We start from the raw sequence: 23,218 nt of genomic DNA, 5'->3' as shown, positions 1-23,218 counted from the left end.
TGTAACTGTCTATAGACCCGGAGGGTCAGATTAGCGCTTTTCCATCAGCTGTTTCCAGCGCAGCAGCAGAGTTTCCAGCAGCAGCACCCGGTTCAGGTTGGCCTTGCCCAGCACCATGCTGCGATGCTCCAGCAGCCAGCCCTGCCACTCCATCAGGGTCGTGGTGGCCACGCGCTGCGCCATATAGGGTAACACCTTGTCCATATCGCTGTTGACCGGCGTTTCCAGTGCGCCGGTCTTCAGGCGCAGCAGATCCAGTGTCCAGTCACAGAACCAGTCCATCAGCAGTTCGAGGGGCACCGCACTCCATGCGTCAGCCAACTGGGGAGCGGACTTCTCGCTCTTGAGCAGCGCCTTGACGCCTTCGACCACCCGGGCGCGCAGCTCCGTCGCACCCAGTTCCTGCAGCTGCACTGCCCGCAGCGGTGCGCCGGCTGCCATCAGCAGAAGGGCGGCATGCTCCTCGGTACTCAGCTGCGGCAGACGCTGTGCCAGCCAGTCGAGGGCCTGCGCCGGCGCCGGCGCTGTCAGGGTCAGGACCTGACAGCGGCTGCGGATGGTCGGCAGCAGGCGGCTGGGCTGATCGGAGACCAGCAGCAGATAGGTCTCGGCGGTAGGCTCCTCGAGGGATTTGAGCAGGGCATTGGCGGCATTCAGATTCATCGCCTCGGCCGGATGCAGTATCACTACCTTGCGCCCACCCTGCTGCGCTGTCTGCGCCATGAAGTCGGCCAGTTGCCGTACCGCATCGACACGAATGGCCTTGCCTTCCTCCTCCGGCCCCACCAGCAAACGGTCCGGGTGGGTGCCGGCACGCAGCAGCTGGCAGCTGCGGCACTGACCGCAGACCGCTCCGCCCGCAGGTTGCTGACACAGCAGCCAGTCAGCGAAGGCCTCGGCGAACTGACGCTTGCCCACCCCCGGGCTGCCGGCGAACAGAAAGGCGTGGGGCTGACGCGCCCGGGTGGTCAGAGCCTGCCAGACAGACTCATGCCAGGGACAGGGCGCAGCCCGGGGCTCATCCACGGACACGGTCGAACACCTCGTCTATGGCCGGTTGCATGGCGGCGCGCACCTGGTCCAGATCGCCGCTGGCATCTATCACCCGGTAACGCGCGGGGTCGGCGGCGGCGCGCTCGAGATAGGTCTCCCGCACCCGCTCGAAGAACGCCTGATGCTCCAGTTCGAAACGATCCAGCGCACTGCGCGCCCGGGCGCGGGCCATGCCCAGCTCCACCGGCACGTCGAATACCAGCACCAGATCCGGACGCAGGTCGCCCTGCACCCAGGTCTCCAGACTGGCAATGCGCTGCGGGTCGATACCCCGGCCTCCACCCTGATAGGCGTAGGTGGCGTCGGTGAAGCGATCACTGATCACCACCCTGCCCTCGGCCAGAGCCGGCCGGATGAGGCGGTTCAGATGCTGGGCTCGGGCGGCAAACATCAGAAGCAGCTCCGCATCCGCGTCCATGGCTTCCTCATGCTGGCTCAGCAGCACCTCGCGGATCCGTTCGGCTACCGGGGTTCCCCCGGGCTCCCGGGTGATCAGTGGCGGACAGCCGCCCTCGGCCAGCGCCTGGGCGAAAATGCCGAGATTGGTGGACTTGCCCGCCCCCTCGGGGCCTTCGAAGGTGATGAACAACCCGCTCATGGTGTTTCTCCACTGGCACTGCTTTCCGCCGGTGGCGGACTGGAGCGATAGTTGGTCGCCCGATTGAGGATCTGGTAGTGACGCACGGCGCGGTTATGCTGCTGCAGCGTCTCCGAAAACACGTGTGAACCGTCGCCCCGGGCAACGAAATACAGGCTGCGGCCCGGCTTGGGATTGACCGCGGCCAGCAGGGAGTCGCGGCCGGGCATGGCAATCGGGGTTGGCGGCAGGCCGTCGATGGTATAGGTGTTGTAGGGTGTCGGCCGGCGCAGATCATTGCGGCGGATCTTGCCCTGCCAGTTCTCGCCCATGCCATAGATCACCGTCGGGTCGGTCTGCAACCGCATGCCGATTCGCAGACGCCGGGTGAAGACCCCGGCGATTTCGCCACGCTCATGGGGTACGCCCGTCTCCTTCTCGATGATCGAAGCCAGGATCAGGGCCTCGTAGGGGGTGCTGATCGGCAGATCCTCGGCGCGCTGTTCCCAGACTTCGGCCAACACCTGCTGCATGCGCTGGTGGGCCCGGCGCAGGATATCCCTGTCGCTCATGCCCAGGGTGTAAAGGTAGGTATCGGGAAAGAACAGCCCCTCGGGATGGGGCTCGGACAGCTCAAGCTCCGCCGCCACCTGCTCGTTGCTCCAGTCCCGTGGCAGGGTTTGCTGCAGGCGCTCGGCCCGGGCCAGTGCATCACGGAACTGGCTGAAGTTCCAGCCTTCCACCAGGGTGATGCTGCGCTGGGCTACCTCTCCACGCTGCAGCGCGCCCAGCAGGCCGCGAACCTGCATACCGGGCTCCAGACGGTACTCACCAACCTGCAGTATGGTGTCGGGCATGCGCCACTGCCAGTAGCGTCGGACCCAGGCGGCCCGCTCGATCACCCCGCGATTCTCCAGTCCGGCAAATACCGAGGCCGGAGTACTGCCGGGCGGCACCTCCAGGGTATCTGCCACCGTGATGCGCAGCGGCTGGTTCAGGGTATTCTGCAGAGTGAAGTAGCCCCACCCCGCAGCAGCGAGCACCAAGACCACTGATAAAACAACAAGATAAAACGTAATCTTTATAAGAGACTTCAACTTATAACCTGCTCCGCCAGGCGTTGGGCCTGGCGCGTATGGACACCTATGGACCAACGGTGGCCGGCCAGCTCCACCACCGGCCATACACCGTAGACACTGTTGCAACAGAATACTTCCGCGCTCATCAGCAGTTCATCCGAGCTCACCGGGCGCTCGATTACCGGTTCGCCCTCCGCTGCCAGCCTGTCCATCAGGTAATCGCGCATGACACCGCGTACGCCGCACAGGGTCAGAGATGGAGTGACCCAGCGCTCGTCCAGACGCAGAAAGAGATTGCTCATGGTGCATTCGATCGGTCGATCATGGATATCCAGCAGCAGCCCCTCTGCATAGGACGGATCCTGCCATTCACTGCGTGCCAGCACCTGCTCGAGACGGTTCAGATGCTTGATTCCAGCGAGCAGCGGTTGATGCCCCAGGCGGGTGGCGCAGGGAAAGAGGCGCACCCCTTCGGCGGCATTGGCAGCAGGATAATCCGGCAGGCTGGACAGCTGCAGGATTCGGGTCGGCTCGACCTGCGCCGGTATGGCATAGCCCCGCCCGGCCGGCCCGCGGGTGATGGTGAGCTTCAGCAGCCCACGCTGCAGTTCGGCGGCGGCAGCTTCGAGTTCATTGCGCAGCTGCGCCAGATCCACCGGCAACGCCAGCGCCGACGCGCCGAGGGCCAGGCGTCGCAGATGCTGCTCCAGCAACCCGGCGCGGCCCTGTTCGACCCGGATGGTCTCGAACAGGCCGTCACCGTAGGCCAGCCCCCGGTCGGTCACCGAAACCCGGTCACCCGGGAGGCCATTGACCAGAAAACGGGGGAGCGCAGCCATCCGCGGAGCGCTCATCAGATCCGGCGGAACACCAGACTGCCGTTGGTGCCACCGAAACCGAAGGAGTTGGACACGGCCACCTCCAGCTGGCGGGCCTGCGCCTCATGTGCCACGTAGTCCAGATTGCAACCTTCCCCGGGATTGTCCAGGTTGATGGTCGGCGGAGCCACCTGATCACGCAGGGCCAGCACGGTGAAGATGGCCTCCACCGCGCCGGCGGCACCGAGCAGGTGCCCGGTCATGGACTTGGTCGAACTCATTGCCAGGCGACGGGCATGGTCACCGAAGACGGTTTCCACCGCCCGGCTCTCGGCCAGGTCACCTGCCAGGGTCGAGGTGCCATGGGCGTTGATGTAACCGACTTCCTCCACCGCCACACCGGCGTCGCGAAGCGCATTGCCCATGCACATGGCCGCGCCACGCCCGTCTTCCGGGGGTGCGGTCATGTGGTAGCCATCGCCACTCATGCCGAAGCCGATCAGCTCGGCGTAGATACGTGCACCGCGGGCTTTGGCGTGTTCGTATTCCTCCAGCACCATGGCGCCGGCACCATCGGACAGCACGAAACCATCACGATCCTGATCCCAGGGGCGGCTGGCCTTCTGCGGTTCGTCGTTGCGGGTGGACAGCGCTCGGGCGGCACTGAAACCGCCCAGGCCCAGACCGCTGGTAGCCATTTCCGAACCGCCGGCGATCATCACATCCGCTTCGCCATAGGCGATGTTGCGTGCCGCCATGCCGATGCTGTGGGTACCCGTGGTACAGGCAGTGGTCAGTGCATAGTTGGGGCCGCGCAGACCGTACTGAATGGACAGGTAGCCGGCTACCATGTTGACGATGGAGCCGGGCACGAAGAAAGGAGATATGCGTCGCGGACCACTGCTCAGCAGCAGAGCGTGGTTCTGCTCGATATTGGTCAGACCGCCGATACCCGACCCCATGGAAACGCCGATGCGATCACGATTGGCATCGGTGATCTCCAGCCCGGACTCGTTCAGCGCCTGCATGCAGGCGGCAATGCCGTACTGGATGAACAGGTCCAGCTTGCGGGCTTCCTTGGCGGACATGTAGGGCTCGACATCGAAATCACGGATCGAACCACCGAAGCGGGTGTTGAACGCACTGACGTCCATGTGTTCGATCGGGCCGATGCCGCTCTTGCCCGCAACGGCGGCCTGCCAGCTGCTTTCAACCGAATTGCCGAGGGGGCTCAACATGCCCAGGCCGGTTACCACGACGCGTCTACGCGACAAAGGAGACTCCTTAATTTCAACTCTTGTGACAGCGGGCTATTGTCCGCATAAAGTCAGGGCACGGCAACTGCATGATGACCATGGGTAGTTACCTGCTGTTACGTCCCTGCCCTCCCAAGCCGAACCTGATGCCGGGCGTCGCTCCCGGTGGCTGAAGCCGGCGCACAAAAAAGCCGCAGTACTGAAACCAGGACTGCGGCTTTTTTACAACCTGCAAGCAGACTGCGTGATTACTTCTGGTGAGCGTTCACGTAGTCGATGGCTTCTTGCACGGTGGTGATCTTCTCGGCTTCCTCGTCCGGGATCTCGGTCTCGAATTCTTCTTCGAGAGCCATGACCAGCTCAACGGTGTCCAGGGAGTCAGCGCCAAGATCTTCTACAAAGGAAGCACTGTTGGTTACTTCTTCTTCTTTAACGCCGAGTTGTTCGGCAACGATTTTCTTGACGCGTTCTTCGATGGTACTCATACCTTGATCTCACTCCTGATTTGCAGTTCCGATAAGCCGGACTGCGGGTAGTTTATAGAAAGCATTCCCGATTTTTCAAGCTGGAAAACACTTCTGTCCCAAAACGCCCGGCCCAGACAGCTTGCACCGGGCCAGCTCCGGGCATATCGAGCCCTCGGATCACACAGGATCCGAGAGTTCAGCCCATGAACATACCGCCGTTTACCGGGATGGTTGCCCCGGTGATGTAGCCAGCCGACTCACCGGCCAGGAAAGCCACCACAGCGGCAATTTCCTCGGCCTGACCGAGACGTCCAAGCGGAATCTGTTCGAGCATGACCGAGCGCTGATTGTCGTTCAGCGCCCGGGTCATATCGGTGTCGATGAAACCGGGAGCCACTGCGTTCACAGTGATACCCCGTGACCCCACCTCACGCGCCAGGGCACGGGTGAAGCCTTCCATCCCGGCCTTGGCGGCGGCGTAGTTGGACTGCCCGCCATTGCCCATGCCGGCGACCACCGAGCTGATGCAGATGATACGACCCCAGCGGGCCTTGGTCATGCCACGCAGGACAGCCTTGGACAAACGGTATACCGAACTGAGGTTGGTGCCGATGACATCGTCCCACTCCTCGTCCTTCATCCGCATCAGCAGGTTATCTGCGGTGATACCCGCATTGTTGACCAAGATGGCGGGAGCACCATACTCGGCGGTGATGCGGTCCAGCACCTCGCTGACCGAGGCCGGATCGCGTACGTCAAGCTTCATGCCGGTACCGGTGAAACCCGCTTCAGTCAGCTTCTCGGCAATGGAGGCGGCACCCGCATCGCTGGTGGCAGTACCTACAACGGTAGCCCCCTGGGCGGCCAGCGCATGGGCGATGGCCTGACCGATGCCACGGCTGGCACCGGTGACCAGTGCAACCTTTCCTTCAAGACTCATGTTCAGACTCCTCAGGCGAACTGGGCCAGCGCGGCGGCCAGACCGGCGGCGCTGTCCAGGTTGTGAGTGGCAACGCCCTTGGCGCAGCGCTTGTTCAAGCCCGACAGAACCTTGCCGGGACCGCATTCGATAAGATCCGTGACGCCCTGGGCGGCGATGTACTCGACGCTCTCCACCCAGCGTACCGGGCTGTACAGCTGCTCGACCAGCTGGGCCCGCAGGGTGGTCATATCAGGGGCCGGGCGCGCACTGACGTTCTGCACCAGGGTGATCGCCGGCTCCTGCCAGTTCAGCTGCTCGAAATCCTTTGCCAGCTGCTCGGCCGCAGGGCGCATCAGAGCGCAGTGGGAAGGCACACTGACCGGCAGCTCGATGGCGCGCTTGGCACCGGCCGCCTTGCAGGCCTCGATGGCACGCTGCACTGCGGCTTTCTGACCGGCAACGACCACCTGGCCGGGGGCATTGAAATTGACCGCACTGACCACCTCACCCTCCGCCGCCTGGGCGCACAGATCGATGATCTGCTCATCGGTCAGACCGAGAATCGCCGCCATGGCACCTTCACCGGCAGGCACCGCCTGCTGCATCAGCTGACCCCGGCGCTCGACCAGGCGCAGGGCGTCAGCCAGACCTATGACCCCGGCCACCACCAGTGCGGAATACTCGCCGAGACTGTGGCCGGCGACGAAGGCGGGACGGGCCGCGCTGTTGGCTTCCCAGACGCGCCACAGGGCCACGGAGGCGGCCAGGATGGCCGGCTGGGTACGATCGGTACGGTTCAGCTCAGCCTCGGGGCCGTTCTGGCACAGCTGCCAGAGGTCATAGCCCAGTGCCTCAGCCGCTTCGGCAAAGGTGTCTCCGATCTGCGGGTGGTCAGCGGCCAGCTCGGCCAGCATGCCTACCGCCTGGGAGCCCTGCCCCGGGAATACGAAAGCGAGGGTTTGAGTCATGCAACCTTCCTTATCTTTATCAGACAGACAGTTCGCCCTGAGATGACCGCACGGTCACCCGGGTCACAATAATTCACCTCTGCAGCGCGCCAGACGCGCGGCAATCCGCTGGGGCATGTCCGACTCACAGGCTCTGACAGCCTGTCGGATGGCCGCCTCGAAGGCCGGCTGCCCGGCGTTGCCGTGACTCTTGACCACCACACCACGCAGCCCCAGCAGCGACACGCCGTTGTACTGGTGCGGATTCAGTCGTTCGGCCATGGGTCGCAGCGCGCGACGCAGCACCGGACCCAGCAGCCGCAGCAGCAGATTGCCTGCAAAGGCCTGACGCATCTCCTGCTGCATGTATTGCACCAGACCTTCGCTGGCCTTGAGCATGACGTTGCCGACGAAACCATCACAGACCACCACATCGGCCCGATCCAGGAACAGCTCGTTGCCTTCGACATGTCCAATGTAGTTCAGCGATGGCGTATCGCGCAGCAGCTCGGACACCTCCCGCACCCGCAGGGAACCCTTGTTGACCTCACTGCCGATGTTCAACAGTCCGACCCGCGGCTGTTCGACACCGGTGAGCTCCGATACTGCCTCGGAGCCCATCACCGCAAACTCGAACAGCTGGCGGGCGGAGCAATCCACGTTGGCCCCCAGATCCAGCACATGACAGAAGCGCCCGGCCACCGGCAAGGCGGCCATGATCGCCGGCCGCTGGATACCTTCGACGGTACCCAGCAGCGCCTTGGCCAGCACCATCAATGCCCCGGTATTGCCGGCACTCAGGCAGCCGTCGGCATGGCCGTCCCGTACCAGTTCGATGGCCACACGCATGGAGGCGTCACGCTTGCTGCGCAACACACTGGCAGGCGCGTCATCGCCATGGATGGTTTCGCTGGTATGGACAAGCCGGATACGGTCTTGGGGCAGCCGATGTTCGGCACAGAGACGGGTCATGGGCTCGGGCGAGCCGACCAGGGTAACGTGCAGGCCCGGAATCTGCTCAAGGCAGCGGGCAACAGAAGGGATAATGCAGCGGGGACCGAAGTCCCCGCCCATCACATCAACCGCAAGGCGGACTGACGTGGACAAGACACTTATTCGTCGTTGTCCTTGTTCACCACCTGACGGCCACGGTAGAAACCGTCCGGGGACACGTGGTGGCGCAGGTGGGTTTCACCAGTGGTTTGATCTACGGACAGTGCCGCGCCGGTCAGTGCATCATGCGAACGACGCATGCCACGTGCGGAACGAGACTTTTTGTTCTGCTGTACAGCCATGACTTTAAGCTCCTAAGCTCAGGTATCGCGTTTCAACTTGGCCAGCACACTAAAGGGGTTGGGCTTTTCAGCTTCTTCCTCAGGCTCCGCTTCATCAGGCTCATAGCCTGGCGGGTGCTGACATGTTCCCATCGGATGCATCGGAACCGCCGGCAGTGCCAGCAGCAGTTCATCCTCGATCAGCTCATGCAGATCGAGCGCCTCGTCATCCAGAATAACCGGTTCGTAGCGTCGGGGCAGGTTTTTCGCCGCCTCGTCACTCCCCACAAAGCCCACATCACACTCGGCGTCCAGGCCCAGCACCACCTGCTCGAGACAGCGCTGACAGATCATCGCCACGTCGATCCGGTAGTGCCCGTGCATGGTACTGACGCCCTGCTCGTCCCGGTCGAATTTCAGCTCGACCTGAGCCTCTCCCGCCGGGGCATCCAGCAGAGCGCTCAGTCGCGGCATTCTGGCGGCGGACACGGTCCCTTCGAGAACGATGCCACGGTCAACCAGACGGCGTGGTTCTATGTGTGCAGGTATGGTTCCAGACATAAGCGCGCAATTCTAGGCACCTGCCGGGTCCGTGTCAAAGCTATTTGATCAAATAACGAGATCTACCCGGCGACCGGCAGGAACAGGATAGAATCCCGCCATCATCCCTGCCGGAAAGACAAGCATGCACCCTCTGGTACTCGCCTCCAGCTCTCCCTACCGTCGACGCCTGCTGGAACAGCTTCAGCTTCCCTTCGAGTGCGCCGCACCCGACATCGACGAGACACCCCGGCCCGCCGAGACCGCCGAGCAGCTGACCCGGCGACTGGCGCTGACCAAGGCCAGGGCCCTTGCAGGACGTTACCCGCAACACCTGATCATAGGTTCGGATCAGGTGCTGCTGCTCGATGATCAGCCGGTCAGCAAGCCGGGCAACCACGCCGCCGCCCTCGACCAGCTGCGCCGCTGCAGCGGCCGCACGGTACGCTTCAGTACCGCACTGTGCCTGCTGAACAGCGCCAGCGGCGATCATCAGCTGGCCTGCGAACCCTTCGATGTCGTATTTCGCGAGCTGGACGACGCCAGCATAGAACGCTACCTGCAGCGCGAGCAGCCCTACGACTGTGCCGGCAGCTTCAGAATGGAAGGCCTGGGCATCAGTCTGTTTCAGGCCCTGCGTGGCGACGACCCCAACAGCCTGATCGGCCTGCCCTTGATCAGGCTGTGCACCATGCTGCGCAATGAGGGCGTGGAGCTGCCCTGAAACCGATCAGCGCAGCTGCGGAGCGGACAGCCCCAGATGCATCGCAAGGGTGTTGCCGATACTGGTCCCCAGCTGCCGGGAGAAGCGCTGGAACGGCGACTCCCGGTGGGTGAAGTCAACCATCTCCTCCACTCCTACCAGATCCCGGGCTACTGCCGAGGCACTGGACAGACCGTCAACCAGGCCCAGCTCCAGGGCCTGCTCACCGGACCAGACCAGTCCACTGAACAGATCCGGATGCTCCTTCAGCCGATCACCCCGCCCCTTGCGCACCTGGTCGATGAACTGACGATGGGTGGTATCCAGTACCGACTGCCAGAACTCCCGCTCATCCTCGCGCTCGGGCTGGAAGGGATCGAGGAAGGCCTTGTGCTCACCGGCGGTGTAGGTGCGACGCTCGACGCCCAGCTTGTCGAGGGTCTCGACGAAGCCGAAACCCGCCGCAGTAACACCGATGGAGCCGACCAGGCTGGCCTTGTCGGCAAAGATCTGATCAGCCGCCGCCGCTATATAATAGGCACCGGATGCCCCCATATCGGCGATCACCGCATATACCGGAATATCCGGATGCAGGTCGCGCAGTCGGCGGATCTCGTCGTAGACATAGCCAGCCTGCACCGGGCTGCCGCCAGGGCTGTTGATGCGCAGCACCACCGCCCTGGTCTGCCCATCCTTGAACGCACGCCGCAGACTGGTCACCAGATTGTCGGCACTGGCCTCCTGGCGATCGGCGATGGTTCCCCGCACCTCAATCAGCGCAGTATGAGGCTTGTTTCCAACGGAACCCGCCCCCTCCAGCTGACCCAGGGGCGAAACCAGAAACAGCACGCCGATCAGATAGAGAAAAGTCAGACTCTTGAAGAAGATCCCCCAGCGGCGCGCCCGGCGCTGCTCCTGAACCGAGGCCAGCAGGGTTTTCTCCAGCAGCTGCCAGGCCTTGCGATCGTCCTTCTGCCCGGCAATTTCCTCGCGCCCGATCATGGGCCCCTCGGTCCATCGATCCTGTTGCATCTATAACACCTCTGTTGATTGAGTGGCCCGGAACCGGGGCAGCGCCCAGCCCTGAAATTCCTCGAATGAATGCACGCAATGCGCCGGCCGGCAGCGCCGCAGCTGCTCCTCGGTCATGGCGCCATAGGTCACCGCTATCGGAAGCACCCCGGCGTTGTGCCCCATGAGGATGTCGAACTCGCTGTCACCGACCATGCAGGCGTCCGCCGCAGTCACCTCGAGCTCGGCGAGGATCTCTTCCAGCATCCGCGGGTCCGGCTTGCCGGCAGTCTCGTCGGCACAGCGGGTCACATCGAAATAGTTCTCCAGATCATGACTGGCGAGCATGCGATCCAGCCCCCGGCGACTCTTGCCGGTGGCTACCGCCAGATTGAAACCTTCAGTCCCCAGCGTCTCAAGCGCCGCATGTACACCATCGAACAGCGCGGAAGGCTGTCGCTCCAGTTGCAGGTAGTTATCGGAATAGGCCTCGACAACCTGACGAACCTCCGTGGGCCCCAGCTCCGGGTAGAGCACGGCCACCGCATCCGGCAGGGCCAGACCTATGATGTCACGCACCTCCCGGACACTGCGCACCGGCAATTGCACATCCAGGGCAGCGCGCTGCATGGCGATGACGATGTTGTCGATGGAGTCGGCCAGGGTGCCGTCCCAGTCGAAGATCAGGGTGTTCATCGCCCGCCCCCCGACAGACGCTGCAGGGTCCGATCCCATACCTCGCCGGGCTCGGCCCGGACACTCAGCCGCTCCCCGCCCGGCAATTCACACTCCAGGGAAGCAGCATGCAAAAACAATCGCTTACCACCTATATCTCGAATCATTCTTGAAAAGTCGTCATCCCCGTACTTGGGGTCACCGGCAATGGGATGCCCGGCATGGCGGGCATGCACGCGAATCTGGTGGGTCCGGCCGGTGATGGGACGCGCCTCGACCAGCGTTGCCACATCACCGAAGCGCTGCACTACCCGGAATTCGGTCAGGGACTCCTTGCCTTCCGGATTGACCTCCACCATGCGCTCGCCCGAACGAAGATTGTTCTTCAGCAAGGGCGCATGCACCTTCTTCAGGTGGGACGGCCAGCGTCCGCGCACCAGCGCCAGATAGCGCTTGTCCACGCCCTTCCCCTCACCGCGCAGCGCTGCGTGCAGATGGCGCAGCATGCTGCGCCGCCGGGCAATCATCAGGCAGCCGGAGGTATCCCGATCCAGACGGTGAACCAGCTCCAGCAGCTGGGCCTCGGCCGGCAGCAGCTGACGCATGGCCTCGATCACCCCGAACTGCAGACCGCTGCCACCATGCACCGCCAGTCCGGCGGGCTTGTTGACGACGATCAGCCTTTTGTCCTCGTAAAGAATCCCCTCTTCCAAGGCATTGAGTATGCCCTGACCAACCAGGGCCGGGGCGTCGGCTTCAGGCAGGCGAACCGGTGGGATGCGGACCAGATCGCCCGCCTGCAGGCGGTATTCGGGCTTGACCCGCCCCTTGTTCACCCGTACTTCGCCCTTGCGCAGGATGCGATAGATGAGTGTCCGGGGAGCTCCCTTGAGTCGGGTCAGCAGGTAATTGTCGATACGCTGACCGGCCTGATCATCGCTGATCTGGTCAGTCTGCACGCTGGAAGAAATAACGCAGGCATCAGTATTCATCGGGGCATGATACATTTTTTCATTCAATTGAAGCACTTGAATAATGCTGCTATAGTCCAGCGAGCTGCGCAAAAGGCAGCTGGAGGCACGGATATCCCCATCGGATACCGCCAGCCCTCCCAGAAATATTGATGTAGAGCCTTCGTTGAGCCCCAAAAAAAGGCAGGGCTGGCGAACCTCGAGATGAAACAGGCTGCAGGCCCAGGCTGGCAGATTATTAACCCGCTCCGCGGAAAGGCGATGGGCGGCACCGATTCGGATCGCCAAGTGATTAGGTGGAGATGCACAGCTTCAGGATGATGTGACGAGCGTTGACACTGGTTTTGGTTGTTGTCCCCGTCCGCAGTCCGGCTGATTCCTCCCTAAAGAACGTTTCTCTGTAGCGCCACAGACAGATCGAACTGCCGCTGCCTCCATGGCAGCAGCAATGTGAACTCTGAACATGGGCAAGATCGGCCCAGGCAGAAACACACCTGACACCTAACGGAAGAATCAGGTGCCGTACTCGTGTTCCGGGGAACCACTGGATACACAACGGTACTTCATGAAAAGAATGCTGATCAACGCAACTCAGCCAGAAGAGTTGCGCGTTGCGCTGGTAGATGGCCAACGACTGTACGACCTGGATATCGAATCCGGCGCACGGGAGCAGAAGAAATCCAACATCTACAAGGGCCGCATCACCCGCATCGAGCCCAGCCTCGAAGCCGCCTTCGTCGACTTCGGATCCGAACGCCACGGCTTCCTGCCGCTCAAGGAAATCTCCCGCGAATACTTCTCCAAGCAGCCCGAAGGCCGGGTCAACATCAAGGAAGTTCTCAAGGAAGGCCAGGAAGTCATAGTCCAGGTCGACAAGGAAGAACGCGGCAACAAGGGCGCTGCCCTGACCACCTTCATCAGTCTGGCCGGCCGCTACCTGGTACTCATGCCCAACAACCCGCGCGCCGGGGGTATTTCCCGCCGGATCGAGGGCGAAGAGCGCAACGAGCTGCGCGAAGCACTGAACAGCCTGAACGTGCCCGCCGACATGGGCATGATCGTCCGCACCGCCGGCCTGGGCCGCAGCGCCGAGGAACTGCAGTGGGACCTGGATTATCTGCTGCAACTGTGGGAGGCGATCAAGACCGCCGCCAGTGAACGCACCGGCACCTTCCTGATCTATCAGGAAAGCAACGTCATCATCCGCGCCATCCGCGACTACCTGCGTCAGGACATCGGTGAAGTACTGATCGACAACCCGACCGTGCGTGACGAGGCACTCAGCTTCATCAGCCAAGTGATGCCGCAGTACGCCAGCAAGGTCAAGCTGTACGAAGACAGCGTACCGCTGTTCAATCGCTTCCAGATCGAGAGCCAGATCGAGACCGCCTTCGACCGTCAGGTCAAACTGCCCTCCGGCGGCTCCATCGTCATCGACCACACCGAGGCCCTGGTGTCCATCGACATCAACTCGGCCCGCGCTACCAAGGGCGGAGACATCGAGGAAACTGCCCTGCAGACCAACCTCGAAGCCGCCGAGGAAATTGCCCGCCAGCTGCGTCTGCGTGACATCGGCGGCCTGATCGTCATCGACTTCATCGACATGACCCCGGCCAAGAACCAGCGTGCCGTGGAAGAGCGTGTCCGTGAAAGCCTGGAAGCCGACCGCGCCCGGGTTCAGGTAGGCCGGATCTCCCGCTTCGGCCTGCTGGAGATGTCGCGCCAGCGTCTGCGTCCATCCCTGGGTGAGACAAGCGGCATCGTCTGCCCGCGCTGTAACGGCCGCGGCACCATCCGCGACGTCGAGTCCCTGTCCCTGTCGGTACTGCGTCTGATCGAAGAAGAGGCACTGAAGGATCGTACCGCCGAGGTCCGCGCCCACGTTCCCGTATCCGTTGCCACCTTCCTGCTCAACGAGAAGCGCGAAGCCCTGGCCAAGATGCAGGCCCACACCGAAGTCCGCATCCTGGTTCTGCCGAACCCGCACATGGACACCCCGCACTTCGAGGTACAGCGTCTGCGCGACGACCAGGAAGCCGTCCTCAATGCCGAGTCCAGCTACACCATGAGCGCCGAGGCCGATACCGAGGAGCCGGTTCAGGTCAGCCAGACCCGGGCCATCGTTCGCCAGGAGGCGGCAGTCAAGAGCATCGCTCCGGCTCGCCCGGCCCCGGCACCGGCGCCGGCACCCGCTCCGGTTGCCGCAGCCAACCGCGCCATCCAGGAATCCCAGCCGGGCCTGATCAAGTCCCTGATCAAATCCCTGGTAGGCATGTTCTCCAGCGACAGCAGCGACGAAGCCAGCGCCCAGCCGACCTCCCCTGCCAGCAGCAAGCCCCGTGGCGAAGGCAGCCGCAGCGGCGAGCGTCGCCCGACCCGCAATCGTCGTCAGCGCGGTGAACGCGGTGAGCGCAGCGACAGAAGTGAACGTGGCGAACGCGGCGAGCGCGGTGACAGAAGCGAGCGTAGTGAACGGACTGAGAAGCCCCAGCAGCAACGCAGCGAGCGCAAGACCGATGCCGCGGCGGAGTCCCCGGCCAGCCAGAACGGCAGCGCCCGGCCCGAAGGCAGCCCCAGCCGCCGTCGCCGCCGCAGCAGCAGTGCCGCCACCGCAGCCATCGCCAGCACCGAGGTGAGCGAGCAGCAGCGCAGCGCCGCCGCTGAGGAATCCAGTCGCCAGGAGCGGCGCCCGGCTCGCCAGGCCGAGCCTGTTGCCGCCGCGGTGGACGAGGAACAGCTGGGCGAGCAACTGCGTGACCAGGCCGATGACGACACCCGCTCCGACGAGGAGCGTCCCAAGCGTCGCTCGCGCAACAGCCAGCGTCGCCGCAATAACCGTCGCAGCCGTTCCGCCCAGGCCGACAATGCCACCGAAGCGACCAGCACCTCCGAGGCCGGAGAAGCGGCACTGCCGGTAGCCGTCGCCGTTGCGGCCACCGAAGCCGTTGCTGCCAGCGAAGGGCAGGCACCCGCCAAGCTGGTCAGCGAGCCGGCCGTTGAGGCTGCTGCACCGGAAGTCGTGGAAGATGCGGCCCAGCCGAATGCGGCCCAGCCGGTAGTACAGACCCTGACCGAAGCCGCCTCGGAAATGGAGCAGTCCATCGAGAGCGCAGTGGAAACCTTCCAGGCCCAGCGCAATGACAGCGTGGCCGACGTTGAGGTCCAGGCAGAGGTCGAGGCGGAGGCCCTCGCACAGCCTGCCACCACCAAAGTGGAAGCAGCGCAGCAATCTGAACCCGTGGCAGCTACCGACGAGCCCGCAGAACAGCCCGTGGAGCTGGTATCTGGTTCTTCCGAGTCTGCCGAGCAGCCAGCCGAAGAGCAGGCACCTGTTGCTGAGCCCCAGGCTGAAACCGAAGTGCATTCCGATCCGGTGATCCCGGCACTGACCGAGTCCGGTCGCGCCTTCAACGACCCCCGTGAAATCCGCCGTCGTCGTATGGAAGCCAAACGCCTGGAAGAGCAACAGGCTGCCGAGGCAGCCCGTCAGTCGGAGGCAGACGCCACAGCACAGGAAGCTCCGGCCAGCGAAGAGGCCCCTGCCGACCCGGTCAGCCAGGCCATGGAACAGGCCCAGCCGGTGGCGGATGCGGTCGAGACTGCTGCCGCCGAGCAGGAAGCCGAGGTGACCACCGAGGTGGCGCAGGCCGAGGTTGCCGAGCACCCTGGTACCAGCGCTCCGCAACAGCAGGAGGCTCCGCAGGAAGAGCCTGCTGCCAAGCCGGACAGCGATGAGCAGGCGCCCCGCAACTGACGGGCAGCGCCAACGAAAAAGGGATGCCATCGGGCATCCCTTTTTTTTGCTCCGGATCCGCTCAGTTGCCCAGCAACTGCGGCTCCATTTCCAGCTGCAACCCGAACCTGCGCTCGATATCCTCCTGAATGTCCCGGGCCAGGGTCATGATGTCACCGCCCCGGGCGCCGCCCAGATTGACCAGCACCAGCGCCTGCTCCCGGTGCACCCCTACCCGCTCCCGGGAATGCCCCTTCCACCCGGCCTGCTCGATCAGCCAGCCGGCGGCCAGCTTGACGCTGCCATCGACCTGCGGATAATGCGGCATGCCCGGCCAGCGCGCCAGCATGGCCGCTGCCTGCTCGGCCGATACCAAGGGATTCTTGAAGAAGCTGCCGGCGTTGCCCAGTCGCGCCGGGTCGGGCAGCTTGCTGCGGCGGATATCGCATACCAGACGACTGATAACCCGACTGTCCGGCTGTTTCAGCCCGAGGGCATGCCAGGCAGCAGCCAGGGGAGCGTAATCCAGTCGGGGAACAGGTCGGGTATGCAGACGCAGACGCACGCGCAATATCACGTAGCGACCGGGCTGCTGCTTGAACAGGCTGTCGCGGTAGGCGAAACGGCAGTCTTCCCGGTTCAGCCAGCACAATGCTCCGGTGCGCCTGTCCAGGGCCTGCAGGCTGTCGAACAGGTCACACAGCTCGACGCCGTAGGCACCGATATTCTGCACGGGGGCAGCGCCCACGGTGCCAGGTATCAATGACAGATTCTCCAGACCGTGCAAGCCCAGATCCAGGCTCCAGCCCACCAGCCGATGCCAGTTCTCCCCGGCTTCGGCCTCGATCAGCGCGCTGTCGCCGTTGCGCCGAACGACCCGTCGGCCACGGCTGCGCATGACAACGGTCAGTCCCGATACCGGCCCGGCCAATACCAGATTGCTGCCGCCGCCGAGCAGCTGTACCGGCCAGCCCCGCTGGTCGGCCAGCGCCAGCGCCTCGCGCAGCTCGGCGTCACTGTGCACCAGGCACAGCTGCTCAGCGCACTCGTCTATGCCAAAGGTATTGAGTGGTGCCAGGCTGGCACCGCGTATGCATTCGAGGCCCATCAGCCGGCAGCCAGCAGCTGCCGGACCCGCTCCAGATCCTCGGGCGTGTCGACTCCCGCCGGTGGCACCTGACAGGCGTCGGCCACATGGATACGGCAGCCGAACCACAGCGCCCGCAGCTGCTCGAGCGACTCGCAGGTTTCCAGCGGGCTGGCCGGCCAGCGCACATAGTCATGCAGAAAGCCGACCTTGTAGGCATAGAGGCCAATGTGCCGGCGGAACAGCGCGCCTTCGGGCAGTTTCTCCGGCCGCCCGTCGGCAAAGGCATCCCTGTTCCAGGGCATGGGCGCGCGACTGAAATACAGGGCAAAGCCCTGATGGTCGGTGACGACCTTGACCGCATTGGGGTTGAACAGGGTCTGCACATCATCAAGGGGTTCGGCAAGGGTGGCAATGCTGGCCTCGGGGAACGCGCGCAGATCCGCCGCCACCTGGTCGATGAGCGCCGGGGGAACCATGGGCTCGTCGCCCTGGACGTTGACCACATGCTCCTGATCGCCCAGCCCCAGGAGGCTGGCCACCTCCTGCAGGCGGTCGGTACCGGATGGATGATCCTCCCGGGTCAGCACGGCGTCGGCGCCGAAGGCCCGGCAGGCATCGAGGATGCGGCGGTCGTCGGTCGCTACCGTGACTGTGGCGGCACTGCTGCGCCGGGCCTGCTCCCAGACGTGCTGGATCATGGGTTTGCCGGCGATATCCTGCAGGGGTTTGCCGGGCAGGCGGGTGGAGGCGTAACGGGCGGGAATGATGACGTGGAACATTGTCAGTGATCCAGCTTCTCGTCAGCGTCCAGCGGCCGCGCCTCGTTTTCCAGCATCACCGGTATGCCATCGCGAACCGGATAGGCCAGACCATCGGCACGACACCACAGTTCGGTCTTGTCCTGGTTCTGCACCAGCGGCCCCTTGCACAGGGGGCAGGCGAGAATGTCGAGCAGTTTCGGATCCATCATCACACTCCGATCAATGGGTAGGTTGGCTGCCGGGCTGCAGATGCCGGTCCAGCCCGGCGTCCAGTGCGGCAACGAATTCAGTGCTCAATATGGCATCGACACTCAGGTACCACCAGTTGTCGCGGGCAAAGGTCGCACACTTGACGGCGTCCTTCTCAGTCATGATCAGTGGCTCGCCCCGGTCGAAGGCCGCAAAGCTGTTTTCATTGTACTGGGCGTGATCGGCAAAGGCATGGACTTCCGGCAGCAATCCGAGACTTTCCAGGGTCTGGCGGAAGCGATCGGGATTGCCGATACCGGCGACGGCCTGAACCCGGGGCGGCGCCGACCACGCATCGGGCCTGACCCGCTCGCCGGTCTTCATATTGACCAGTTCGCCGGGTTGCAGTCCCATGGCGTAACCATCGGCGCTGTCATCGGTTGCACCGGTACGTACAACCAGGTCCACTTCCCGCAACCGGCTCGCCGGCTCGCGCAACGGGCCCTCCGGCAGACAGCGACCGTTGCCCAGTCCTCGACCATGGTCGATCATTACCAGTTCCAGCGTGCGCCCGAGGCGATAGTGTTGCAAACCGTCATCACTGACGATCACATCCACCGGGGCCTGCTCGAGCAGATGGCGCGCGGCGCGGGGCCGATCCGGATCTATCACCAGCGGCACCTGGCAACGGCTGGCGATCAGCAGCGGCTCGTCGCCCACCTGCTCGGCACTGTCCCGGGTGGGCTGCACCAGCCAGGGCCAGGCCGGCGGTCTGGCGCCGTAGCCGCGACTGACCACACCCACGCGCAATCCCCGGTTGCGCAGATGCTCCACCAGCCAGATCACCATGGGCGTCTTCCCGGTCCCGCCCAGGGTGATGTTGCCCACCACGATCAGCGGAACCGGGGGCTGCCAGCTGGCAGCGGGATCACTCAGGTAACGGCGGCGACGACGCTCGGCAATGCGCTGGTACAGCCATGACAGAGGCCTGAGCAGCCACAGCCCGCCGTGATGCCCGTACCAGGCACGCAGCAGGTTCTGCTGCAGGTCCGGTGTCCGCCTCATGGCGCTGGCTGTTCCATCTCGTTGGTGGTCAGGCGCAGGCGGCTGAAGCCCTCCTGTCCTGCGGCGTCCATGGCTGTAATGACGGCCTGGTGGGGCGTGTTTGCATCTGCGGTGATGACCACCGGCAGGCTCCGGTCACTGCCCGCCTCCCGGACCAGGGCGGCTCGAATGCTGTCGAGCCCCGGATTGACCAGGGTCTTGCCGTTGATGGCCACTTCCCCGCTAACGGAAATGAGCACTTCGATCTGCTGTACCGACGCGTCGGCGTACTCGCCGGAGACCGACTCGGGCAGATCGACTTTCAACTGGGTTTCCCGGGTGAAGGTGGTCGAGACCATGAAGAAGATCAGCAACAGGAATACCACGTCGATCAGTGGTGTCAGGTTGATGTCCGTCTCGACCCTTGTCCTGCGTCGGAAATTCATGATCAGCTTCCCTTGGCCGCAGTGGTTGCGCGGCGTGCAGCGCGCCTGGGCTCGGTTGCTGCGGTCGCATCCTCGACAGCTGCGCCGTTATTGCCCAGCTCCCGCTGGCCCTGAATGATCTCTACCAGCTTGGTCGCTTCCTGCTCCATCGCCACCACCAGCTCATCGACCCGGCGCACCAGGAAGCGGTGGAAGAACAGCGCCGGAATGGCCACCGTCAGACCGGCTGCGGTGGTGATCAGCGCCTTGGAAATACCCCCGGCCAGTACCGCGGTATTGCCGGTGCCCTGCAGCATGACCGCGTTGAACACATCGATCATGCCGATCACAGTGCCCAACAGACCGAGCAGCGGAGACACCGCGGCGATGGTACCCAGGGTACTCAGGTAGCGCTCGAGCTCGTGGATCACCTTGGCGGCTGCTTCCTGGATGCATTCCTTCATCACTTCCCGGCCATGGTGGGCATTGGCCACACCCGCCGCCAGCACCTCACCGAGGGGCGAGCCGGCCCGCAGGCTCTTGAGGCGATTGGCATCCAGCTGCCCTTCCTTCACCCAGCGCCAGACCTGGGCCACCAGGCTGGGCGGTGCCACGCGGCTTACACGCAGCGTCCACAGCCGCTCGAGGACGATGGCGGCAGCAACTACCGACGCCAGAATGATCGGCAGCATCAGCCAACCACCGGCCTGAATTATTTCCCACACGGGCGTTCCCTCCACTATTGGTTTTCGCGGTCGCGACGTCAGCCAGCCGCAGGCTAGCGCTCGGTCGCCCCCGCCTCGTTCTCATGCCAGAAGCGCTGTGCACGCTGACGCCAGGTCCAAGCCTGACGGGACTTCCCTGTGTCATCCAGGACATAGCGTATCGCTCCGGCGGTGGCAGTATAAACCGGTTCCGCATCCAGTTCGCGGTATCGTGCCACAACTCCGGGATGCGGATGGCCATATTGACTGTGGCGCCCGGCACTGAACACCACCCAGCGCGGACTCACCGCGCGGATGAAGGCGTAGGAGGAGGAACTGCGGCTGCCATGGTGCGGCGCCAGCAGCAGATCGGCACTCAGCACCTGCCTGAGCATCTGATACTCACCACGCACGCCCACATCCCCGGGCAGCAGCACGGCCCTGTCCCCGACTACGACACGCAGCACACAGGACTGCTCGTTGGCAGATGCAGGTGGCGGCGGACTGTAGAGGATCTCGAAGCGCACCCCATCCCAGCTCCAGCCCTGCCCCGGCACACAGGCCTCGGCGCCGAGACTGGCATCCTGATCAGCCGCCTGCCCGGCGAGCACCCGGGTCACCGGCATATGGCGGACAATGAAGGGCGCACCGCCGGCGTGATCATTATCGGCGTGACTCAGCAGCAGCAGATCCAGCCGGCGCACCCCCAGCGACAGCAGCGCAGGGTGTACTACTGCTTCTCCCAGATCGAAACCGCCGCCAAGGCGTGCACCGGCATCGTAGAGCATGGCATGCTCGCGGGTCTGCAGCAGCACTGACAACCCCTGCCCCACATCCAGCACGGTGACCCACAGCTCCCCGGGCCCGGGCCGTGACTGTGGTGGCCATGCCAGTGCCAGAATGCAGGCCAGCGCCGGCATCCACAGCAGGCGAGCCAGGGGGCTGAGCAGCGCGACAACCCCGGCCAGCCCCAGCAGGAAGCCCCACCACCCCGGGAATGCCAGCCGTTCGGCAGGGCGCCACTGCGCCAGCCAGTCCAGCCCGGCGAACAGCGCATTGAGCGCGGCGGCAGCCAGCTGCACCAGCCAGGGCCAGTCCAGCAGCAACTGCATCAGGGTGCCGGCCAGCGCAGCCGGCACCACCACCAGACTGACCCAGGGGATGGCGATGATATTGGCCAGCGGGGAGCTGAAACTGCCGGGCATCGACCAGAGGTACAGCCAGGGCCAGAGGCCGATGAACACCACCCACTGGGCCCGCCCCCAGCGCCACCAGAGGCCCCTCGTCGCCAGACGTGACCCCATTCCGTAGAGCAGCAAGGCGACGGCCACGAAGGACAGCCAGAATCCCGCACGCAGCGGCGCCGCCGGGTTGTATGCCAATACGGCGGCAACCGCGATGAGCCACAGGGTCCAGAGCCCGGGCTGACGGTACAGCAGCTGCACCAGCAGCCCGAGGGTGATCATCAGCAGGGCACGCTGCACCGGCACCTGGAAACCCGCGAGCAACGCATACACGGCAGCAACTGCGACAACCACCGGGATTGCGAGCCACAGCCTCGGCCAGGGCCAGTGCAGCGCGCCGGCACGCCCCAGCAGGGTGATCACGCCGAAAACCGCCGCGGCGAGCATGCCGACATGAAGACCCGAGATCACCATGAGATGCGCAGTACCTGTGGCCTGCAATACCTGCCAGTCCTCGCGGCTCAGCACGCTCCTGTCGCCCACCACCAGTGCCATGAGCCGTTCGCCGCCCGGCTGCCCGGCCAACACCGTCGAAAGCTGGTCCCTGATGGTCTGGCGCAGCCGAACCACCGGCGAGGTGCGGACGGGCTCCTCCAGCCGTTCTCCCCTGCGGATGCTGCCCAGGGCGCCGATGCCCTGGGCGTAGAGCCAGGCTTCGTAATCGAAGCCGCCCGGATTGGCCATTCCGGCGGGACGACGCAGACTCAGTTCGAAGCGCCAGTGTTCGCCGGGATTGACCGCTTCTCCAGCGAACCAGTGCACCCGGGTCAGCGGCAGGGTCAGGCCCTCCAGACTACGCACCTGCTCGATCTCGAAGCGCCAGCCGGTGTCGGTAGGCTGTGGCAATCCGCGAATGCGCGCGGTCACTTCCATACGGCTGCCATCCAGTTCGGCCGGCAGCCGCTCGGCCAGTTGCTGGTGATGATGGAAACAGGCCCAGGACAGGCCAGCAGCAAAGGGCAGCAGATAGCGCAGCGGGCGCAGGCGCCAGCCGAGCAGGCCCGGCAGCCACGCCATCGCCACCAGCCACAATGCCGGCAGGCCCGACCAAGCGAGCGGCAGCAACAGGCCGGCAATCAGGCAGAGCAGGTTCAGTGGCACGACCATGTGTAAGATCCAGTTTCCTTAAACCGCCCCCGGGTAGTAGTGCCGGCAGCCGGTTGGGGGCATAATCCCCCTTCAGCTGCCAACCCGACCGCCTGCGATGCCACGTGAGCTACTGAAGCGCTACTTGCCTACCCCCGAACGGATCAAACGTGCCCGATCCTTGCGTTTTCTGGGGACTATCCTGCATGACCCGCAGCTCTGGCATATCACCCGCCACAGCGTGGCCCGGGCCATGGCCTGCGGACTCTTCGTCACCATGCTGCCGATACCCATGCAGATGCTGCTCGCGGCCTTCCTCGCCATCAGCGTCCGGGCCAACCTGCCGATTTCCGTGAGTCTGGTATGGTTGACCAATCCGATCACCATGCCGCCGGTCTTCTTTGCCCAATACAAGATCGGCACCCTGCTGCTCGGCGCACCCGAGCGCAGCATGCCGATGGAACTGTCGATTGCCTGGCTGACCAGCGAGATTCAGCATATCTGGCAGCCGATGCTGGTCGGCTCCCTGCTGACGGGGGTTGTCGCCGCTACCCTGGGGTATTTCGGTACCCTGTTGTATTGGCGACTCTGGGTGACGCGCAACTGGAAGCGTCGCAAACTGCGACGCGGTCGTCAGTCCTGAGGAGAA

Annotated in this window: 24 protein-coding genes; 3 read left to right on the top strand and 21 right to left on the bottom strand. The window is 64.1% G+C overall.

Annotated features, from left to right (window positions below; translation table 11 throughout):
* Positions 1 to 30 precede the first annotated feature (30 nt).
* From VF673_RS02335 to VF673_RS02285, 11 genes are all read right to left on the bottom strand, one after another.
* Positions 31 to 1,032: a DNA polymerase III subunit delta' gene (locus VF673_RS02335; protein WP_440290724.1), complete on the bottom strand. Its 1,002-nt coding sequence runs from the start codon at positions 1,030 to 1,032 to the stop codon at positions 31 to 33.
* The gene (gene tmk / locus VF673_RS02330) at positions 1,019 to 1,651 is read right to left on the bottom strand and encodes a dTMP kinase (RefSeq protein WP_440290723.1); all 633 of its coding nucleotides are present in this window, start codon (positions 1,649 to 1,651) and stop codon (positions 1,019 to 1,021) included. Before tmk ends, VF673_RS02335 begins: the two co-directional genes overlap by 14 nt.
* A complete protein-coding gene (mltG, locus tag VF673_RS02325) occupies positions 1,648 to 2,709 on the bottom strand; it encodes an endolytic transglycosylase MltG (protein ID WP_440290888.1) in 1,062 nt (353 codons plus the stop codon). The genes tmk and mltG overlap by 4 nt, the downstream gene beginning before the upstream one ends.
* A 14-nt stretch (positions 2,710 to 2,723) precedes the next feature.
* Positions 2,724 to 3,548: an aminodeoxychorismate lyase gene (gene pabC, locus VF673_RS02320; RefSeq protein WP_090538603.1), complete on the bottom strand. Its 825-nt coding sequence runs from the start codon at positions 3,546 to 3,548 to the stop codon at positions 2,724 to 2,726.
* Positions 3,549 to 3,562: 14 nt separating this feature from the next.
* Positions 3,563 to 4,801, bottom strand: coding sequence for a beta-ketoacyl-ACP synthase II (gene fabF / locus VF673_RS02315; protein WP_320330688.1), 1,239 nt, complete (start codon positions 4,799 to 4,801; stop codon positions 3,563 to 3,565).
* Between the two features lie 230 nt (positions 4,802 to 5,031).
* Positions 5,032 to 5,268, bottom strand: a complete 237-nt coding sequence (gene acpP, locus VF673_RS02310) for an acyl carrier protein (RefSeq protein ID WP_088275384.1) — start codon at positions 5,266 to 5,268, stop codon at positions 5,032 to 5,034.
* 178 nt (positions 5,269 to 5,446) lie between these two features.
* Complete coding sequence (fabG, locus tag VF673_RS02305) at positions 5,447 to 6,190, bottom strand: 3-oxoacyl-ACP reductase FabG (protein ID WP_090538601.1); 744 nt, start codon at positions 6,188 to 6,190, stop codon at positions 5,447 to 5,449.
* 11 nt (positions 6,191 to 6,201) lie between these two features.
* The gene (gene fabD / locus VF673_RS02300; protein WP_090538600.1) at positions 6,202 to 7,140 is read right to left on the bottom strand and encodes an ACP S-malonyltransferase; all 939 of its coding nucleotides are present in this window, start codon (positions 7,138 to 7,140) and stop codon (positions 6,202 to 6,204) included.
* A 63-nt stretch (positions 7,141 to 7,203) separates the two neighbouring features.
* On the bottom strand, positions 7,204 to 8,226 hold the full coding sequence (plsX, locus tag VF673_RS02295; protein WP_090538599.1) for a phosphate acyltransferase PlsX: 1,023 nt from the start codon (positions 8,224 to 8,226) through the stop codon (positions 7,204 to 7,206).
* 5 nt (positions 8,227 to 8,231) lie between these two features.
* Complete coding sequence (gene rpmF, locus VF673_RS02290) at positions 8,232 to 8,414, bottom strand: 50S ribosomal protein L32 (protein WP_090538598.1); 183 nt, start codon at positions 8,412 to 8,414, stop codon at positions 8,232 to 8,234.
* Between the two features lie 18 nt (positions 8,415 to 8,432).
* Positions 8,433 to 8,954: a YceD family protein gene (locus tag VF673_RS02285; protein WP_440290722.1), complete on the bottom strand. Its 522-nt coding sequence runs from the start codon at positions 8,952 to 8,954 to the stop codon at positions 8,433 to 8,435.
* Positions 8,955 to 9,078: 124 nt separating this feature from the next.
* Here VF673_RS02285 and VF673_RS02280 point away from each other — a divergent pair, with 124 nt between their 5' ends.
* Positions 9,079 to 9,657 carry a Maf family protein gene (locus VF673_RS02280; RefSeq protein WP_440290721.1) on the top strand — a complete coding sequence of 193 codons (579 nt, stop codon included), beginning with the start codon at positions 9,079 to 9,081 and terminating at the stop codon, positions 9,655 to 9,657.
* Positions 9,658 to 9,663: 6 nt separating this feature from the next.
* On the opposite strand, the gene sppA is transcribed toward VF673_RS02280, so the two are convergent.
* From sppA to rluC, 3 genes are read right to left on the bottom strand one after another with little or no spacing between them, the layout of a single operon-like run.
* A complete protein-coding gene (gene sppA / locus VF673_RS02275; protein WP_440290887.1) occupies positions 9,664 to 10,638 on the bottom strand; it encodes a signal peptide peptidase SppA in 975 nt (324 codons plus the stop codon).
* Positions 10,639 to 10,668: 30 nt separating this feature from the next.
* Positions 10,669 to 11,343 carry an HAD-IA family hydrolase gene (locus VF673_RS02270; protein WP_440290720.1) on the bottom strand — a complete coding sequence of 225 codons (675 nt, stop codon included), beginning with the start codon at positions 11,341 to 11,343 and terminating at the stop codon, positions 10,669 to 10,671.
* Complete coding sequence (gene rluC, locus VF673_RS02265) at positions 11,340 to 12,314, bottom strand: 23S rRNA pseudouridine(955/2504/2580) synthase RluC (protein ID WP_440290719.1); 975 nt, start codon at positions 12,312 to 12,314, stop codon at positions 11,340 to 11,342. Before rluC ends, VF673_RS02270 begins: the two co-directional genes overlap by 4 nt.
* 544 nt (positions 12,315 to 12,858) lie before the next feature.
* Between rluC and rne the strand changes: the two genes are divergently transcribed.
* A complete protein-coding gene (rne, locus tag VF673_RS02260) occupies positions 12,859 to 16,047 on the top strand; it encodes a ribonuclease E (protein WP_440290718.1) in 3,189 nt (1,062 codons plus the stop codon).
* A gap of 61 nt (positions 16,048 to 16,108) precedes the next feature.
* On the opposite strand, the gene murB is transcribed toward rne, so the two are convergent.
* The 7 genes from murB to VF673_RS02225 form a co-directional block, all read right to left on the bottom strand.
* Complete coding sequence (murB, locus tag VF673_RS02255) at positions 16,109 to 17,134, bottom strand: UDP-N-acetylmuramate dehydrogenase (RefSeq protein ID WP_440290717.1); 1,026 nt, start codon at positions 17,132 to 17,134, stop codon at positions 16,109 to 16,111.
* Complete coding sequence (kdsB, locus tag VF673_RS02250) at positions 17,134 to 17,895, bottom strand: 3-deoxy-manno-octulosonate cytidylyltransferase (protein ID WP_320330695.1); 762 nt, start codon at positions 17,893 to 17,895, stop codon at positions 17,134 to 17,136. The genes murB and kdsB overlap by 1 nt, the downstream gene beginning before the upstream one ends.
* Before the next feature lie 2 nt (positions 17,896 to 17,897).
* Positions 17,898 to 18,083, bottom strand: a complete 186-nt coding sequence (locus VF673_RS02245; protein WP_090538691.1) for a Trm112 family protein — start codon at positions 18,081 to 18,083, stop codon at positions 17,898 to 17,900.
* A gap of 13 nt (positions 18,084 to 18,096) precedes the next feature.
* Positions 18,097 to 19,131 carry a tetraacyldisaccharide 4'-kinase gene (lpxK, locus tag VF673_RS02240; RefSeq protein WP_440290716.1) on the bottom strand — a complete coding sequence of 345 codons (1,035 nt, stop codon included), beginning with the start codon at positions 19,129 to 19,131 and terminating at the stop codon, positions 18,097 to 18,099.
* A complete protein-coding gene (locus tag VF673_RS02235; protein WP_090538589.1) occupies positions 19,128 to 19,556 on the bottom strand; it encodes an ExbD/TolR family protein in 429 nt (142 codons plus the stop codon). The genes lpxK and VF673_RS02235 overlap by 4 nt, the downstream gene beginning before the upstream one ends.
* A 2-nt stretch (positions 19,557 to 19,558) precedes the next feature.
* Positions 19,559 to 20,227 carry a MotA/TolQ/ExbB proton channel family protein gene (locus tag VF673_RS02230; protein WP_440290886.1) on the bottom strand — a complete coding sequence of 223 codons (669 nt, stop codon included), beginning with the start codon at positions 20,225 to 20,227 and terminating at the stop codon, positions 19,559 to 19,561.
* A gap of 86 nt (positions 20,228 to 20,313) precedes the next feature.
* Positions 20,314 to 22,590, bottom strand: a complete 2,277-nt coding sequence (locus VF673_RS02225; protein WP_440290715.1) for a DNA internalization-related competence protein ComEC/Rec2 — start codon at positions 22,588 to 22,590, stop codon at positions 20,314 to 20,316.
* Positions 22,591 to 22,687: 97 nt separating this feature from the next.
* On the opposite strand from VF673_RS02225, the gene VF673_RS02220 reads away from it, so the two are divergent.
* Positions 22,688 to 23,212, top strand: a complete 525-nt coding sequence (locus tag VF673_RS02220) for a DUF2062 domain-containing protein (RefSeq protein ID WP_440290714.1) — start codon at positions 22,688 to 22,690, stop codon at positions 23,210 to 23,212.
* Positions 23,213 to 23,218 lie beyond the last annotated feature (6 nt).

This window comes from Halopseudomonas sp. Lyrl_26 (genome assembly GCF_051948695.1).
Taxonomy (GTDB): domain Bacteria; phylum Pseudomonadota; class Gammaproteobacteria; order Pseudomonadales; family Pseudomonadaceae; genus Halopseudomonas; species Halopseudomonas formosensis.
Note: the sequence above shows the minus strand (reverse complement) of the source record. Positions and strands in the feature narration are given on the sequence as shown.

Excerpts from the sequence above, each read along its gene's own strand:
- tmk (WP_440290723.1), bottom strand. The coding sequence starts at position 1,651 with ATGAGCGGGTTGTTCATCACCTTCGAAGGCCCCGAGGGGGCGGGCAAG.
- pabC (WP_090538603.1), bottom strand. The coding sequence starts at position 3,548 with ATGGCTGCGCTCCCCCGTTTTCTGGTCAATGGCCTCCCGGGTGACCGG.
- acpP (WP_088275384.1), bottom strand. The coding sequence starts at position 5,268 with ATGAGTACCATCGAAGAACGCGTCAAGAAAATCGTTGCCGAACAACTC.
- fabG (WP_090538601.1), bottom strand. The coding sequence starts at position 6,190 with ATGAGTCTTGAAGGAAAGGTTGCACTGGTCACCGGTGCCAGCCGTGGC.
- fabD (WP_090538600.1), bottom strand. The coding sequence starts at position 7,140 with ATGACTCAAACCCTCGCTTTCGTATTCCCGGGGCAGGGCTCCCAGGCG.
- rpmF (WP_090538598.1), bottom strand. The coding sequence starts at position 8,414 with ATGGCTGTACAGCAGAACAAAAAGTCTCGTTCCGCACGTGGCATGCGT.
- VF673_RS02285 (WP_440290722.1), bottom strand. The coding sequence starts at position 8,954 with ATGTCTGGAACCATACCTGCACACATAGAACCACGCCGTCTGGTTGAC.
- VF673_RS02280 (WP_440290721.1), top strand. The coding sequence starts at position 9,079 with ATGCACCCTCTGGTACTCGCCTCCAGCTCTCCCTACCGTCGACGCCTG.
- sppA (WP_440290887.1), bottom strand. The coding sequence starts at position 10,638 with ATGATCGGGCGCGAGGAAATTGCCGGGCAGAAGGACGATCGCAAGGCC.
- VF673_RS02270 (WP_440290720.1), bottom strand. The coding sequence starts at position 11,343 with ATGAACACCCTGATCTTCGACTGGGACGGCACCCTGGCCGACTCCATC.
- rluC (WP_440290719.1), bottom strand. The coding sequence starts at position 12,314 with ATGAATACTGATGCCTGCGTTATTTCTTCCAGCGTGCAGACTGACCAG.
- rne (WP_440290718.1), top strand. The coding sequence starts at position 12,859 with ATGAAAAGAATGCTGATCAACGCAACTCAGCCAGAAGAGTTGCGCGTT.
- murB (WP_440290717.1), bottom strand. The coding sequence starts at position 17,134 with ATGGGCCTCGAATGCATACGCGGTGCCAGCCTGGCACCACTCAATACC.
- kdsB (WP_320330695.1), bottom strand. The coding sequence starts at position 17,895 with ATGTTCCACGTCATCATTCCCGCCCGTTACGCCTCCACCCGCCTGCCC.
- VF673_RS02245 (WP_090538691.1), bottom strand. The coding sequence starts at position 18,083 with ATGGATCCGAAACTGCTCGACATTCTCGCCTGCCCCCTGTGCAAGGGG.
- lpxK (WP_440290716.1), bottom strand. The coding sequence starts at position 19,131 with ATGAGGCGGACACCGGACCTGCAGCAGAACCTGCTGCGTGCCTGGTAC.
- VF673_RS02235 (WP_090538589.1), bottom strand. The coding sequence starts at position 19,556 with ATGAATTTCCGACGCAGGACAAGGGTCGAGACGGACATCAACCTGACA.
- VF673_RS02230 (WP_440290886.1), bottom strand. The coding sequence starts at position 20,227 with ATGCTGCCGATCATTCTGGCGTCGGTAGTTGCTGCCGCCATCGTCCTC.
- VF673_RS02225 (WP_440290715.1), bottom strand. The coding sequence starts at position 22,590 with ATGGTCGTGCCACTGAACCTGCTCTGCCTGATTGCCGGCCTGTTGCTG.
- VF673_RS02220 (WP_440290714.1), top strand. The coding sequence starts at position 22,688 with ATGCCACGTGAGCTACTGAAGCGCTACTTGCCTACCCCCGAACGGATC.